Source organism: Caenibius sp. WL (assembly GCF_019803445.1).
GTDB lineage: Bacteria > Pseudomonadota > Alphaproteobacteria > Sphingomonadales > Sphingomonadaceae > Caenibius.
On sequence record NZ_CP081844.1, the window covers coordinates 1,404,660 to 1,419,506 of the forward strand.

11 protein-coding genes are annotated in these 14,847 nt (G+C 65.1%); 8 read left to right on the plus strand and 3 right to left on the minus strand.

The window, feature by feature from the left end; genetic code table 11:
* The 4 genes from K5X80_RS06505 (at position 1) to yfiB (ending at position 4,877) form a co-directional block, all read left to right on the plus strand.
* Positions 1-2,433 carry a TonB-dependent receptor gene (locus tag K5X80_RS06505; protein ID WP_222560033.1) on the plus strand — a complete coding sequence of 811 codons (2,433 nt, stop codon included), beginning with the start codon at positions 1-3 and terminating at the stop codon, positions 2,431-2,433.
* Positions 2,434-2,545: 112 nt separating this feature from the next.
* Positions 2,546-3,133 carry a regulatory sequestration protein YfiR gene (yfiR, locus tag K5X80_RS06510; protein WP_222560034.1) on the plus strand — a complete coding sequence of 196 codons (588 nt, stop codon included), beginning with the start codon at positions 2,546-2,548 and terminating at the stop codon, positions 3,131-3,133.
* Between the two features lie 3 nt (positions 3,134-3,136).
* Positions 3,137-4,363, plus strand: a complete 1,227-nt coding sequence (gene dgcN, locus K5X80_RS06515; RefSeq protein WP_222560035.1) for a diguanylate cyclase DgcN/YfiN — start codon at positions 3,137-3,139, stop codon at positions 4,361-4,363.
* Entirely contained in the window at positions 4,344-4,877 is a 534-nt protein-coding gene (gene yfiB, locus K5X80_RS06520; RefSeq protein ID WP_222560036.1) for an outer membrane lipoprotein YfiB, read from the plus strand. The genes dgcN and yfiB overlap by 20 nt, the downstream gene beginning before the upstream one ends.
* Before the next feature lie 37 nt (positions 4,878-4,914).
* Here yfiB and K5X80_RS06525 read toward each other — a convergent pair whose 3' ends face one another.
* Together K5X80_RS06525 and fumC are read right to left on the minus strand one after the other, a co-directional pair.
* Positions 4,915-6,654, minus strand: coding sequence for a cation:proton antiporter domain-containing protein (locus K5X80_RS06525; RefSeq protein ID WP_222560037.1), 1,740 nt, complete (start codon positions 6,652-6,654; stop codon positions 4,915-4,917).
* A 176-nt stretch (positions 6,655-6,830) separates the two neighbouring features.
* Entirely contained in the window at positions 6,831-8,216 is a 1,386-nt protein-coding gene (fumC, locus tag K5X80_RS06530) for a class II fumarate hydratase (protein ID WP_222560038.1), read from the minus strand.
* A 195-nt stretch (positions 8,217-8,411) separates the two neighbouring features.
* Between fumC and K5X80_RS06535 the strand changes: the two genes are divergently transcribed.
* Entirely contained in the window at positions 8,412-10,451 is a 2,040-nt protein-coding gene (locus K5X80_RS06535) for a TonB-dependent receptor (protein WP_222560039.1), read from the plus strand.
* A 187-nt stretch (positions 10,452-10,638) separates the two neighbouring features.
* Here the strand turns inward: K5X80_RS06535 and K5X80_RS06540 are convergent, their stop codons facing one another.
* The gene (locus tag K5X80_RS06540) at positions 10,639-12,387 is read right to left on the minus strand and encodes an N-acyl-D-amino-acid deacylase family protein (RefSeq protein WP_261390662.1); all 1,749 of its coding nucleotides are present in this window, start codon (positions 12,385-12,387) and stop codon (positions 10,639-10,641) included.
* 180 nt (positions 12,388-12,567) lie between these two features.
* Here K5X80_RS06540 and K5X80_RS06545 point away from each other — a divergent pair, with 180 nt between their 5' ends.
* Genes K5X80_RS06545 through K5X80_RS06555 form a run of 3 tightly spaced genes read left to right on the plus strand, consistent with a single transcriptional unit; the run spans position 12,568 to position 14,225 of the window.
* Positions 12,568-13,176: a TetR/AcrR family transcriptional regulator gene (locus K5X80_RS06545; RefSeq protein WP_222560040.1), complete on the plus strand. Its 609-nt coding sequence runs from the start codon at positions 12,568-12,570 to the stop codon at positions 13,174-13,176.
* A 34-nt stretch (positions 13,177-13,210) separates the two neighbouring features.
* Positions 13,211-13,708 carry a carboxymuconolactone decarboxylase family protein gene (locus tag K5X80_RS06550; protein WP_222560041.1) on the plus strand — a complete coding sequence of 166 codons (498 nt, stop codon included), beginning with the start codon at positions 13,211-13,213 and terminating at the stop codon, positions 13,706-13,708.
* A complete protein-coding gene (locus K5X80_RS06555; protein ID WP_222560042.1) occupies positions 13,698-14,225 on the plus strand; it encodes a carboxymuconolactone decarboxylase family protein in 528 nt (175 codons plus the stop codon). The genes K5X80_RS06550 and K5X80_RS06555 overlap by 11 nt, the downstream gene beginning before the upstream one ends.
* Positions 14,226-14,847 lie beyond the last annotated feature (622 nt).

Sequence of the window (14,847 nt, forward strand, 5' to 3'; positions counted from 1 at the left end):
ATGTTATTCCGTGCCACTCTTCTGGCGGGGGCGGCGGGCGCCGTTCTGGCCGCGACACCCGCCCAGGCGGCCGAGGCCGAGGCTACCGCCGCCGCCGATGCGCAGCCGACCGCCGCCGGGACCGGGGCGGGCGACCGTCAGGATGAAATCCTCGTCACCGCCCGGCGCAGGCAGGAAACCGCGCAGGACATTCCGCTCGCCATTTCGGTGATCGGGGGCGAGCATATCGACAACACCGGCAGCTTCAATGTCGGGCGGTTGCAGCAACTGACGCCGACGCTGCAGTATTATTCTTCCAACCCGCGCAACACGGCGGTGAACATCCGTGGGATCGGTGCGCCATTCGGCCTCACCAACGATGGCATCGAACAGGGCGTGGGGATCTATGTCGACGATGTCTATTACTCGCGCATCGCCTCGGCCACGTTCGATTTCCTCGACGTGGCGCAGATCGAAGTGCTGCGCGGGCCGCAAGGCACGCTCTACGGCAAGAACACCACCGCCGGGGCGATCAACATCACCACCAACCAGCCGACGTTCGATTTCGAAGGCAAGGCGGAAATCAGCGTCGGCAATCTGAATTTCAAGCAGGCCAAGGCGGCCGTGTCGGGCCCGCTGTCCGAAACGCTGGCCGCGCGCATCGCCGTGTCGGCGACCAGCCGTCGCGGCACGATCTACAATGTCACCACCGACAAGTGGATTCAGAGCCAGGACAATCTCGGCCTGCGCGGCCAATTGCTGTGGCAGCCGACGGAGACGCTCAGCGTCACGCTGTCGGGCGACTACAGCACGCAGGATGCGGTCTGTTGCGGTTCGGTCTATGTCCGCACCGGCACGACGCAACGCCCGCTGAACCGCCAGTTCGCCGCGCTCGCCGCCGCGCAGGGCTATGCCCCCGTCAGTCTCAAGCCGTTCGACCGGCTGACCGATCTCGATGCCAATCTCAACGCAGGCAACAAGATCGGCGGGGCCGCGCTGCGGGTCAAATGGGATGTGGGGCCGGGCACGCTGACTTCGATCACCGCGTGGCGGTTCTGGAACTGGAAGCCGGAAAATGACCGCGATTTCACCGGCCTGCCGATCGTCACCAAATCGCAGAACCCGTCGACGCAGGATCAGTACACGCAGGAACTGCGCTACAACTATTCGGGCAAGGCGATCGATTTCGTGGTGGGCGCTTTCGCGTTCTATCAGAAGATCAAGACGCAGGGCACCGAACAGCACGGCCCCGCGTCGAGCCGCTGGACGCTGAATCCCAGCAGCGCGCTGGCCAACGATCCCACCGTGCTCGATGGGCTGGTGGCTTACAACGACCAGTCGCTCAGCAACACCAGCCTTGCCCTGTTCGGGCAGTTGAGCTGGAAAGTGACCGACAGGTTCACCGTCCAGCCCGGCGTGCGGCTGAATTACGACAAGAAGAAGGGCTATTATAACCGCGCGGTGTTCGATGGGCAGGGCAACCCGGTGCTGTTCAACGATCCCGTGACCGGCCGCCCGCTGACCGATCCGGTGATCGATGCGCGCGTCATCGCCCAGCGCGGCGTGTTCGCTCCGCAACTGGTGCGGCCAACGTTCAGCGACTGGAATTTCAGCTACGATCTGACGCTGAGCTATCAGGTCACGCCCGCCGTCCTGCTGTACGCCACTTATGCCAAGACGTTCAAATCGGGCGGAATCAACCAGAACGGCGTGCCGGCGGACAACAACGGCAATCCCATTCTGGCCGCGGGCACGGTGAAGCCGGAATCGGTCGACCATTACGAAGCGGGGATCAAGGCCCAGTTCCTCGACCGCAAGGCGATTCTCAACCTCTCGGTCTTCCGCACGGATATCAAGAATTACCAGGCCAACGTGAACAACGGCCAATATGGCGTGCTGCGCGGTTATCTCGCCAATGCGGGGGCCGTGCGCACGCAAGGGGTCGAAGCCGATTTCTCCATCCGGCCGAGCGAACGCTTCAATCTCTACGCCAACGGGGCCTATACCGACGCCACTTATCGCAAATTCGTCGATGCGCCTTGTGCGCCGGAACTGTCGGGCGGCGCCAGCAGCCCGGCCAATTGCGACATTTCGGGTGAGCGCCTGCCCGGCGTGTCGAAATGGTCGTTCTCCTTCGGGGCGGAAGGTAATGTCCCGGCCACGCTGTTCGGCAAGGAAGGGCAGGTCTATCTGGGGTATGACGGCAGCTATCGCTCCAATTTCTCCTCCAATCCGTCGCCTTCGGACTACACCTGGATCGACGGCTATTCGCTGTCGAACTTCCGGGTCGGTTTCCGCACCGACAGCGGGTTCGATATCTTCGGCTGGGTGCGCAATGCGTTCGATCAGAACTATTTCGAACAGTTGATGGTCGGGCCGGGCAACACCGGGCTGATTGTCGGCCTGCCAGGCGATCCGCGCACCTGGGGCGCGACGGTGAAAGTCGCCTTCTGACGGGCAAGGGCCAGCCTTGCGTGGAGGCTGGCCCTCGTCCACTTTATCCGCTTCTTCATGGAAGGCGTTTAAACGCTCGATTTTTACGGCGAAATCGTTCAAGGCGAGCGATATGGGCGTTTCGTCTTGGGGATTTGGGCCGGTCACGCGTATCGGCAGGCTGGGCAAAAGGGGGTTACTCTGCGCACTGGCGCTGCTGCTCGCGCCGTGGCTGATCGGCGCTGCGCCCGGTGTGAACCAGATTGCCTATCCGGCTGGGCCGGGCCGCGCGGACGAAGCGACCGAGCGGCTGGTCCGTTCGATTTTCGAATACACCCGCTGGCCTTCGCGAAGCGATCCGGTGCGGATTTGTGTCGTCGGCCCGGCCCATTATGCCGGGCGGCTGGGCAGCAACGGGCTGCTTGACGGGCGGCGGATCGATGTTCGCGCGGTGGACAGCGATGCCTATGCCGTGCTGCCCGCCTGCGATGCGCTTTATCTGGGCGATATCGGGGTGGAGAAGGTGCGGCGCTGGGCGGCCGGGGCGCGGGGCAAGCCGGTAGTGACGATTGCCGAAGACGATCCGCCATGCACCGGCGAAGCGATGTTCTGCCTCATCCACAGGCGGAATACGCTGTCGTTCCAGCTCAATGTCGATGCGGTGGCGCGTTCCTCGGTGCGGATCGATCCGCGCGTGTTCCGCCTGTCGAGGGAGCAATAGGCCATGTCCGAACGGCCCACCGCTCCGACTCTGCGCCAGACGCTTTCGCGCGTACACCGTTCGCTGGTGCTGTTCGCCGTCCTGCTGGTAAGCACAACCATGCTGATCAGCGGGGCGCTGATGATCCGCGATTATGTCTCGCGCAATCTCCAGCTTGTCGCCCGCACGGTCAGCTACACGGTCGAACCGGCCATCGTGTTCGGCGATACCGAAGCGGTGCGTGAAGGGCTGGCGTCCGTGACCGGCGGCGGTTCGGTGGGCCGGATCGAAGTGGTCGATCCCAAGGGGCGCGTGCTCGCTTCGTGGAAACGCGAAGGGGCGGGGGTACGCTCTCATATCGAAGAATGGGGCAGCCGCGTTTTCTGGCCGCAACCGGTGGTGGAAGCGGTGAAGATCGAAGGCGTCGCCATCGCCGAGGTTCGCGTGTTCGGCAGCGCGGCGGGGATCGGGGGCTTTCTGCAAGTGGGCCTGTTCGCCGCGTTGTGCAGCCTCGGGATCGCGCTGGTCGCCACCAATCTTCTGGCGCGGCGGTTGCAGCGCGGGGTCATCACCCCGTTGCAGCATGTCGCCGATGTCGCCCGCTCGGTCCGCCAGGAACGTGCGTTCCATCGCCGCGTGCCCGCGCCGGGGCTGGCCGAAGTGGATGTCTTCGTGCAGGATTTCAACGGCCTGCTGGTCGAACTGCAAGGCTGGTATGCCGGGATGGAGGAAGAAAATCAGGCGCTTGCGCTGCAAGTGGCGCGCGATGCGCTGACCGGGCTGGGCAACCGCCCCGCATTCGAAAAGCAGCTCGACGCGGCGATCCTTCACGCAACGGACACCGGCAACCGCTTCGCGGTGCTCTATATCGATGTCGACCGCTTCAAGCGCGTCAACGACAGTTACGGCCACGATGCCGGGGATACCGCGCTGCGGATCATCGCGGAGCGGCTGAAGCTTTCGGTGCGCAGCGCCGACAAGGTCTTTCGGCTGGGCGGGGACGAATTCGCGATCCTTCTCGCTTCGCCGACCACGGAAGCGGAAATCGATACGATCGTGACCCGGATCGAGGACAGCATGGCCGACACCATTTTCCTGCCCGAGGGCGAGCACATTGCCATCACGCTGAGCGTGGGCTATGCGGCCTATCCCGACGATGGCACCGCCCCCGGGGATCTGGTGCGCAAGGCCGACAAGGCCATGTATCGTGACAAATTGCGGAGATGTGACGATGGCGTTGGCCGTCCGTAGCCGGTTTCCTGGGGCTTCCCGATTTCTTGCCGTGCCGTTGCTGCTTCTGGCCGCAGCCTGCCAGACGGTCCCCGCGGCGCCGCCGAAGGGGCCCTATTCGCCCGAACAGGTCGCCGTGCTGAAGCAATATGCGTTTCAGGAAGTGGGCGACGATTGGGCGCTGGGGATGGATGGCAAACTGCTGTTCCCCTCCGATGACAGCCATCTGGGCGAAGATCAGGCGCAGGGCCTCGGGCAGATGGCGCGCAGCCTGCTGACGGTGGGCATCCACGGCGCGCGGGTGGAAGGGCATACCGATTCCACCGGCACCGCCCGCTACAATCAGGACCTGTCCACGCGGCGGGCGGAGGCGGTGAAGCAGGCGCTGGTTTCCGGAGGCATGGCCGATGCGCGCATCGAAGTGATCGGCAAGGGGGCCACCCAGCCTATCGAAAGCAACCGCACGGCGGCGGGCCGCAGCGAAAACCGCCGGGTGGTGATCATCATCACCCCGGACAACGCGCTGCCCTACTGATTCCCTCCGAAAGGCGGTCGGCGGCGGGATCGCTCCGCTATCTGGCGGCGCGATCGCTCGGCAGCAGCATTTCGCCGCTTTCGATCTGCACTTTCAGCCGTTCCCGGTCGCGGGCGCGGTACATGTCCTCCGCCCGGTCGATCTCTTCCTCGCTCACGCCCAGATCCTCCAGCGCCACGCGGGCCATTTTCACGGCGGATTCCAGCACTTCGCGGACCATGCGCTTGACCGGGGCATCGTGCAGGCGGATCACGGTGCGCCGGTCGAACGCGCGGACATAGAGCGCGGTGTCGGGGAACGCCTCGTGCACGCTCTGGAGCATTTCGGCGGTCAGTTGCCGCCCATCGACGCAGAACAGGATCAGTTCGGCATCGGCCGCGCCGGCCTGGCGCAGAAGGTCGAGCCGGGTGCCGTCGCCGAAATAGACCTTGTCGCCGAATTTGCTGGCGACATCGATGATTTCGATATCGTTGTCGATCAGCGTCACCGGAATGTCGCTGGCGATAAGCATCCGTGCGACCGTCTGCCCGAACCGGCCGTAGCCGACGACGATTGCATTGGCCCCTTCCTCCAGCGGGCCTTCGCGCGTTTCGTTGCGGGTGGCGGCAGCGGGGGCTTCGCGGAAACGGCGGGTGGCCATCATCAGGAACGGCGTGGTGGCCATCGACAGCGTGACGATGGCGCCGAACAGGCTCGCCGCTTCGGGATCGATCAGGTGGGCGTTGCTGGCCTGCGCGAACAGCACGAAACCGAATTCGCCGCCCTGGCTGAGCAGGAGGCCGAGCGCCAGCGCGCTGCGCCAGTTCATCCGGAACAGCAGGCCGATGCCCATGATGATGACAGTCTTGGACGCGATCAGCGCGGCGGCCATTCCGATCACGAACAGCGGCCGTTCGGCGATGGCATTGAGATCGAGCATCATCCCCACCGCCAGGAAGAACAGGCCGAGCAGGATCGAACGGAACGGTTCGACATCGGCTTCGAGTTCGTGGCGATAGGGGGAATCGGCCAGCATCACGCCCGCCACGAACGCACCCAGCGCGGTGGAAAGGCCGAGCATTTCCATCACCATCGCCGCCCCCGTGACCGTGAACAGCGAGGCGACGACGAACATTTCCCGTTCCCCGAGATTGCCGATCAGGCGGAACAGCGGGCGGATCAGGAAACGGCCGGCGGCGATCAGCCCGGCAATCGCGACCACGGTGTAAAGCGCCAGCAGCCAGCCGGAAGGGCCGTGGGCATCGGCCGGATTGCGGCTGAGCGCGGCGATGATCGTGATCATCGGGATCAGCGAGAGATCCTGGAACAGCAGGATGGCAAAGGCGCGTTCGCCGAATGGCGTGTGCAGGCGGCCCGCCGATTGCAGCATGGGCAGCACCTGTGCCGTGGACGACAGCGCCAACGGCAGGCCGAGCGCCAGCGCCGCGGCGGGCGAAAAATGGGCGAGGGCGATAATCGCGGTGATGGCCATGCCGCAGGCGACGACCTGGAACAGGCCGAGCCCGAAGATATCCTGCTTCATCCGCCACAGGCGCGCGGGATTGAGTTCGAGCCCGACGACGAACAGCAGGAACGTGATGCCCAGTTCGGCAAAATCGATCTTGCCCTGCGCATCGCCCACCAGCCCGAGCATCTGCGGGCCGACCACTGCGCCTGCGAGCAGATAGCCGAGAGTGGCCCCGAGGCCGAGGCGGCGGAACAGCAGCACGCTGGCCAGCGCGAAGCCCATCAGCACCACGCCTTCGTAGAGAAGCGACACCTGGTTGGGTTCGTCCATCGCGCTTGTCAGACCTTTTCCGTGGCCGGGCCACTTTCATGATGCGAAAAGGCGCGCCCTGTTCCGTAAAGGCCTGAATGCCGCGAGGAAACGCCGGTAAGCGCTTCTATCCCCATCGCGCGACACTTGCCAAGGGGTGTGTGCGGCGCCGGGCTGCGGTCCGGATCAGAACGCTGTCACACCATGTTTTGCGGGCGCACCAAGCGGTCGAATGTCGCTTCGTCGACATGGCCGAGCGCGAGCGCCGCCTGCCGCAGAGTCAGGCCGTTCCGGTGGGCATGGACGGCGATTTTCGCCGCCTTGTCATAGCCGATTTCGGGCGCCAGCGCCGTGACCAGCATCAGCGAGCGGTCGAGCAGTTCGGCGATGCGTTCGCGGTTGGGTTCCAGCCCTTCGACGCAGCGGGTGCTGAAACTGTCCATCCCGGTGGTGAGCAGCGCGATGGACCGGGCCACGGCCGCGCCGATCATCGGCTTGAACACGTTCAGTTCGAAATGCCCTTGCATGCCGCCGATCGTCACCGCCTGATGATTGCCGATCACTTGCGCCGCGACCATCGTCAACATTTCGCACTGGGTCGGATTGACTTTGCCCGGCATGATCGAACTGCCCGGCTCGTTCGCGGGCAGTTCGAGTTCGCCGAGGCCCGAGCGGGGCCCACTGCCCAGCAGGCGGATGTCGTTGGCGATCTTGTTGAGCGCGGCGGCCAGCGTCGCCAGCGTGGCCGACAGGTTGACCAGCGGATCGTTGGAAGCCAGCGCTTCGAACTTGTTGGGCGCGCTGCGAAACGGCAACCCGGTCAGATCGGCGATGGCGGCGGCCATGGCCGGCCCGAAATTCTCGGGCGCGTTGAGCCCGGTGCCGACCGCTGTGCCCCCCTGCGCCAATGCCATGATATCGCTCTGCAAGGCCGTTTCGATCCGCGCGCGGCACGCGGCCAGTTGCGCGGCATAGCCGGAAAATTCCTGCCCCAGCGTGACCGGGGTGGCATCCTGCAAATGGGTGCGGCCGATTTTCACGATCCCGGCCCACTCGTTCGCCTTGCGGTCCAGCGCGCCATAGAGGTGGGTGAGCGCGGGCAGCAGCCGCCCATCGACCGCCACGCCCGCCGCGATGTGCAGCGCGGTGGGGAAACTGTCGTTCGACGACTGATGCATGTTGACATGGTCGTTGGGGTGGACCGGGCTTTTCCCGCCGCGCCGCCCGGTAAGAATTTCGTTGGCCCGCCCGGCGATCACTTCGTTGCAGTTCATGTTGGTCTGCGTGCCGCTGCCGGTCTGCCAGATGACCAGCGGGAACTGGTCGTCATGCTGCCCTTCGGCGACTTCGGCGGCGGCGGTTTCGATAGCGTCGGCAAGATCGTGCGGCAGGCCATACCGCCGATTGATCCGCGCGGCGGCGCGTTTCACCACGGCCAGCGCGCGCACGATTTCGATCGGCATGCGTTCGCGTTCGCCGAACGGGAAATTGGCGATACTGCGCTGGGTCTGCGCCCCCCAATAGGCCGCGGCCGGAACGGCGACCTCGCCCAGCGTGTCGCTTTCGGTGCGATATTCGGTCATGGAACGTCTCCTGCGTGAGCGGCGGGCGAGGGATGCGCGCGTAGGCCGAGGATGGGGCAAGGCATAGGCGCTGCGCAACTGCTGTCAAAACGTGGCGGGCCGAAGGGCGTTCCTGCGGCTGTGGGCAAGGGACTGGCAACTGTGCTAGGCGCGCCCTCTGCCCCTCTGCACAAAGATATCCGGACTCTTTCTCTTATGGCTGCACGTTCTGTTTCGCTGATTTCCCGCACTCTGGTTCCGCTGGCCCTGCTGGCCCCCGTTATGCCGCTGGCGGCCGAGAGCGCGCCCGCCGGGGAAAGCCGGGAGATGATTGTCGTCACCGGGCGCGGGCTGGCCGACGTGCCGTCCGAACCGGCTTACGATACGGTCACGCTGGATCGCGAACGCATCGTCACCGGGGCATCCGGCCGGGTGGAGGACGTGCTGGCCAATGTGGCGGGCTTCCAGCAGTTCCGCCGTTCCGACAGCCGTTCGTCCAACCCTTCGGCGCAAGGGGTCACGTTGCGGTCGCTGGGCGGCAACGCCACCAGCCGGGCGCTGGTCATGCTCGACGGCGTGCCGATGAGCGACCCGTTCTTCGGCTATGTCCCGCTTTCGGCGCTGGCGCCCGACCGGTTGCAGCGGATCGCGGTGACGCGCGGCGGCGGGTCCGGCCCGTTCGGGGCCGGGGCGCTGGCGGGCGCCATCGAAATGGAAAGCGCCGATGCGGCGACGCTGGGGCTGTTGAGCGGCAGCGCCATGGTCAACCAGCGCGGTGAAACGGAACTGAGCGGCAATCTCGCCCCGCAGTTCCGCAACGGCGGGTTTGCGGTCATTTCCGGCCGGTGGGATCGCGGACAGGGTTTCCACACCACCCCCGGCGATGAGCGCGTGCCCGCCACCGCCCGGGCGCGATACGATAGCTGGTCGGCCAGCGCGCGCGCGGTGGTGCCGCTGTCGGGCGATATCGAATTGCAGGCGCGCGGCATGGCGTTCGACGATCACCGCACGTTGCGCTTCAAGGGGGCGGACAGTTCCAGCAGCGGGCAGGACGCCAGTCTGCGCCTTGTCGGGCGGGGCGATTGGCAGTTCGATGCGCTGGCGTTCGCCCAATGGCGCGATTTTTCCAATATCGTCGTCAGTTCGACCCGCTATGTCCCGGTGCTCGATCAGCGCAAGACCCCGTCCACCGGCATCGGCGGCAAATTCGAACTGCGCCCGCCGGTGGGGGGCGATCATGTCCTGCGGCTGGGCGTCGATTTCCGCCAGTCCAAAGGCACGATGTACGAGGACGCTTACAACGCGATGACCGGCAAGATCACCGCGCGCCGCAAGGCGGGCGGGCGCAACAGCGATCTGGGCTTCTATATCGAAGATGCCTGGACGCTGGGCAATCTCGTGCTGACGGGCGGCTTGCGCGCGGATCGCAGCAGCATTCGCGGCGGCTATTTCGTCGAACGCAACCCTGCCGGTGCGGTGGTGCGCGAAAGCCGGTTCGACGACCGCGCCGATTGGGGCGTGACCTGGCGCGCGGGCGGGGTCTATCACGTCAGCCCGAACCTTGCGCTGCGCGCCATGGGCTACAGCGGGATCCGCTTGCCGACGCTGAACGAACTCTATCGCCCCTTCACCGTTTTCCCGGTGACGACGCAGGCCAACGCCGATCTGCGCAACGAGAAGCTGACCGGCTTCGAAGTGGGAATGGATGCCACGCTGGCCCCCGGCGTGGCGTTCACGCTTACCGCGTTCGACAACCGGGTGAAGCACGCCATCGCCAATGTCTCGATCGGCGAGAATCTGCGCCAGCGGCAGAATCTGCCGGCGATCGATGCGCGGGGTATCGAACTGGGGGCATCGCTGGGGCAGGGGCCGCTGCGGTTTGATGGCAGCCTGGCGTGGACGGATGCGGAAATGGTCGGCCGGGGCGCATCGGCGGAACTGGACGGCAGGCGTCCGGCGCAATCGCCGCGCTGGGCGATGAGTGGGACGCTGAGCTATCGCCCGCAGCCGGGCTGGCATTTTGCCGCGACTTTGCGCCATATCGGCAAAGTCTATGAAAGCGATCTCGAAACCGATGTCCTGCGCGCGGCGACCACGCTCGACGCGTTCGCCGAAGTGCCGCTGGCTGGCGGCTTTTCGGCGGTACTGCGGGGCGAGAACCTGTTCGACGAAACCGTGATTACCCGCAATTCGGGCGGCTCGGTCGATCTCGGCACCCCGCGCACGCTGTGGATCGGGGTGCGGCTGGCGCGGTAGGGGTGGACTGAACAGAAATCAGGCGGCTGAAATATCCGGTCGGCAACGCCGGCCGCAAGGCCGACCGGCCGACCGGCCGCCCGCAGCGCCGCAAGGCGCGAGGATAGCCAAGTGCCCGGACGGGCACGCCGGCGCTTGAGGCCAAACAGGCGGCATTCCCGCCCGCGCGGGAATGCCGAGGGCAGCCTCAGGCCGCCTTCGTCTCCTCGACCGCCGGAGCGCTTTGCGCCCCGCGCACCAGGCGGCCGGGCAGAGCGCCGGTCGCTTCCCCGCCGCGATAGGTGATCGCGCCGCTGACCATAGTCAGATCGTAGCCGCGCGCGTGCTGGACCAGCCGCCGCCCGCCTGCCGGGAGATCGTAAACGATGGTCGGCGCGGGCAGTTCGAGCCGTTCGGGATCGATCACGTTGACATCGGCCTTGTAGCCCACGCGCAGCAGGCCGCGATCTTCCAGCCCCACCGCGCGCGCCGGTTCGTGCGACAGTTGTCGCACGGCCCAGGCGAGCGGCAGGCGGCCTTCGCCGCGATCGCGCACCCAGTGGGTGAGCACGAACGTGGGGAAGCTGGAATCGCAGATCAGGCTGTAATGCGCCCCGCCATCGCCCAGCGCGATGATCGTGTTGGGATCGGAAATCATCAGCCGGGCCATGTCGAGATTGCCGTCGACATAATTGGACGACGGCATCATCAGCAGGCCGCGCCCATCCCGTTCGAGCAGGGCATCGAGCGCGAGTTCGGCGGGATTGCGCCCTTCGCGTTCGGCCCGCGCGCCGAGGCGGGTTTCGGCGGGCGGTTCGTAATTCGGCGGATCGCCCATCGGATAGAGATCGCCGACATCGGTGGCGAGCATCTGGTAGAGCGGGTTGTCGGTCACCGGCTGTTCGGCCAGCAGCCGGGCGCGCAGCGCCGGATCGCGCAAGGCGGCGACCTTTTCGGCCAGCGGCAGATCGGCCAGCGGCTGGAAGCTGGGGTGGAAGCGGAACGGATGGAACGACAGTTCCAGCCCGAACAGCATCCCGATCGGCCGGGGGAAGACCTGCGCCCGGATCGGGATCGCCGCGTCGCGGTTGTAATCGCGCAGCATCGCCAGCATGGTTTCGGGCAGATCGCGCTGGAATTTCTTCTGCAGCAGGCTGAACGACAGCGGGCGGCCCGATGCGGCGACGATATCCTTGAACAGCGCCATGTCGGCCTGCGGATCGTCACCGTAATGCGCGTTGGGGATCATCTGGAACACGCCGGTTCCGGCATCGGCCAGCCCTTGCGCCAGCGCCAGCAGTTCCGCCCGGTCGGCATCCACCGAAGGGGCCAGTTCGCCCGCCACCGTGCGGTGGCCATGGTTGCGCGACGTGGTGACGCCCAGCGCGCCCGCCGCCACGGCATCGCCGACGATGGCGCGCATCTGCTGCAATTCGTCCGCTGTGGCCGCTTCGCGCGCCGCGCCGCGTTCGCCCATGACATAGACGCGCACCGGCGAATGGGGAATCTGCGCGGCGAAATCGACATCGGCCTGCCGCCCGGCAAGCACATCGAGATAGTCGGGAAAGCTTTCCCAGTTCCACGGCAGGCCTTCGGTCATCACCACTTCGGGGATGTCCTCCACCCCTTCCATCACTTCCACCAGCATATCGCGCTGGTGCGGACGGCAGGGCGCGAAACCGACGCCGCAATTGCCCATGACCACGGTCGTCACCCCGTGATCGGAGGAGGGGCGCATGCGGTTTTCCCAGGTGATCTGGCCATCGTAATGGGTGTGGATATCGACGAAGCCGGGCGTCACCAGCTTGCCGGTGGCGTCGATGATTTCGTCCGCCTCGCCCTCGATCCGGCCGATGGCGGCGATGCGCCTGTCCTTGATCGCAAGGTCTGCGGCGAAGGGTTCCTGCCCGCTGCCATCGACGATCATGCCGCCGCGAATGAGTGTGTCAAAGCGCATAATGCGCAATCCTCTCAAAATTCTTTCTGTTTGCGTAGGGTATGGTAATCATTTGATCTGCACAATGGCTTTTTAGCACAGTTTCCCCCGCATGGCTCCTCGAAAATTCATACTTGCGGGTCTGCCCGATTCAGAATACAGAACATGCATTCTGTAATTGTATCCGGAGTTCGCAGCGCCATGGCAGGCCGTCCCGTCTCTTATGATCGCGATGCGGTTGTCGATGGCGCGATGGTCGAATTCTGGGCGCGCGGCTTCATGACCAGCGATGTCGAGCAATTGACGCAGGCCGCCGGGCTCAACCGCCACAGCCTCTACAAGCGCTTCGGCGGCAAGCGCGGCCTCTTTCTCGAAGCCTTGCGCCGCTATGTCGACGAAGTGGCCGCCGCATACGTGGCCATGCTGGAAAGCGGGACGAGGCTAGACGATCTGCTGGCCTATTTCGAACGGATCAGCGGCGCCCAGGGGCAGGCCGACGATCCCGCGCCGCAGGGGTTCGATCATCGGGGCTGTTTCCTCGTCAACACCGCGATTGAACTGGGACGCACCGATCCCGATGTCGCCGCGCTGCTCGATGCCTATTACGCCCGGATAGAGGAAGGCTTCGCCGGGCTGATCCGGCGCGGGCAGGAGGCGGGCACGATCCGGGGCGATCTCGATCCGCAGATCACGGCCCGCTGGCTGCGCGTCACCGGGCAGGGGCTCAGCGTGTCCTCCCGTATCGGGGCGATGCCGCAGGATCTGGCGCAGATGATGCGGCTCACGCTTGCCCCCATGACCACGCAATAACCGTATAACTACCTGAACGATAAGGAGATCAAGGATGCCCGAACCCCTGACCAGTCTCACGCTAGACGAGGCGCTTGCCCGCGCCGGGCCGGCGGCGGACAGTTTCGCCCGCCTGTCGGACAGCATATGGCAACAGGAACAGCTGCCCGAAGGGTTGCTGGAACTGTGCCGTCTGACATTCGCCCGCCTGCATCGGGACGAGGCGGAAATGGCCGCGGTCAATCCGCTCGCCGGAAAGCGCGCCGATGCCGACGCGGCGCGCCGTCTCGTGCTGGAAGACAAGGCGCATGACAGCGACGCGTTGAACGAAGGCGAAAAGGCCGTGCTGCTGTTCGCCGAATACTATTGGATGGATGCCTCCTCGATCCCCGATGAGGCGGCCGACAAGGTCAAGGCGCATTACGGTGATCCCGGCCTCGTGCTGCTGATCGAAGGATTGGGCCTGATCGATGGCCGCATCCGCACCGCCCGCTGCCTGCGCGGATTGCAGGCCCATCGCGCCAACCAGGGGGAGATCGCCCATGTCCAGTAAACCGCGCGTCACCGGCCCCGGCACCGACACGGGCAATGTCATCCGCGACAGCATGATGGGCCACGTGCCCGGCACCGTTTCGGAAATCATCGCGCTGAACGGCCATGTCTGGCGCGACAGTCTCGTGCCGCCGTCGCTGCTGGAAATCCTGCGCCTGCGCAATGCCCGCACGGTCAACTGCGTGTTCTGCAAATCGGTGCGCTACGATGTCGCCCGTGCCGACGGGCTGACCGAGGACCGGGCAGAAATGGTCGGTGACGATTACGAAACCAGCGCGCTTTCCTCGCGCGAGAAGGCGGCGATTGCGCTGGCCGATGGCTATCTCGGCTTCCCGGCGGGCGTGGACGAAGACACCGCGGCACGGGTCGCGGCGGAATTCAACGACGATGAAATCGCCTCGATGATGGTCGCGCTGATGACGTACAACTTCACCTCTCGCGGGGCTGTCAGCAACGGCGGCATGCCCGAAGATCCGCTGCCGATCATGGAAGTGTCGGTGGCCATCGCGGCGGGATAAGCCGCGCTGCTTCACTCTTTGTCGTCATGCTGAACTTGTTTCAGCATCCATCCCTCCGGATCGAAAACCGTGCGTGGAGCAAGATGGATGCTGAACAAGTTGGCGATTCTCCCGCCGGAGCAAGGACCTTTCGTCATTCCCGCGAAGGCGGGAATCCAGCTGCAAGGGCGAAACTGGATTCCCGCCTTCGCGGGAATGACGAGGGAAATATTTCTACAGGAGATAATCGCCAACTATTCGGGGTGACGATTGGGGGCGTGGCGCATCCGGGCGTTACGCCTTTCCTACACGCGCGAAATATGGCTTATCCTGCGCGATGACACCGCGCAGAAAACCCGCTTTCCGGTATCCATTCCGCCACTGCGCCTCCGCCGGTGTGCGCCGCTGTAACGGTATCAGGATACCGGCGCGAAAAGTCACACACTATGCATGGTTTTGGTTTGTGGGAAAACTGCATACGATTAAAAATACAGTTTTATTTCAGCGTATTGGACTGAATTTCTCACCCGTTTCGCTTTGCCGCACAACGCCACCCTCGCGCACTTTCGGGCCATTCTGCGTCAACCCGGTCATGGCGAACGCTCGTGCTGCGCTTTGCCCACCGTACCGCCTTGATTGTCCG

Bases quoted from the DNA above. Each gene is read 5' to 3' on its own strand.
- K5X80_RS06505 (WP_222560033.1), top strand. From the start codon at position 1: ATGTTATTCCGTGCCACTCTTCTGGCGGGGGCGGCGGGCGCCGTTCTG.
- yfiR (WP_222560034.1), top strand. From the start codon at position 2,546: ATGGGCGTTTCGTCTTGGGGATTTGGGCCGGTCACGCGTATCGGCAGG.
- dgcN (WP_222560035.1), top strand. From the start codon at position 3,137: ATGTCCGAACGGCCCACCGCTCCGACTCTGCGCCAGACGCTTTCGCGC.
- yfiB (WP_222560036.1), top strand. From the start codon at position 4,344: ATGGCGTTGGCCGTCCGTAGCCGGTTTCCTGGGGCTTCCCGATTTCTT.
- K5X80_RS06525 (WP_222560037.1), bottom strand. From the start codon at position 6,654: ATGGACGAACCCAACCAGGTGTCGCTTCTCTACGAAGGCGTGGTGCTG.
- fumC (WP_222560038.1), bottom strand. From the start codon at position 8,216: ATGACCGAATATCGCACCGAAAGCGACACGCTGGGCGAGGTCGCCGTT.
- K5X80_RS06535 (WP_222560039.1), top strand. From the start codon at position 8,412: ATGGCTGCACGTTCTGTTTCGCTGATTTCCCGCACTCTGGTTCCGCTG.
- K5X80_RS06540 (WP_261390662.1), bottom strand. From the start codon at position 12,387: ATGCGCTTTGACACACTCATTCGCGGCGGCATGATCGTCGATGGCAGC.
- K5X80_RS06545 (WP_222560040.1), top strand. From the start codon at position 12,568: ATGGCAGGCCGTCCCGTCTCTTATGATCGCGATGCGGTTGTCGATGGC.
- K5X80_RS06550 (WP_222560041.1), top strand. From the start codon at position 13,211: ATGCCCGAACCCCTGACCAGTCTCACGCTAGACGAGGCGCTTGCCCGC.
- K5X80_RS06555 (WP_222560042.1), top strand. From the start codon at position 13,698: ATGTCCAGTAAACCGCGCGTCACCGGCCCCGGCACCGACACGGGCAAT.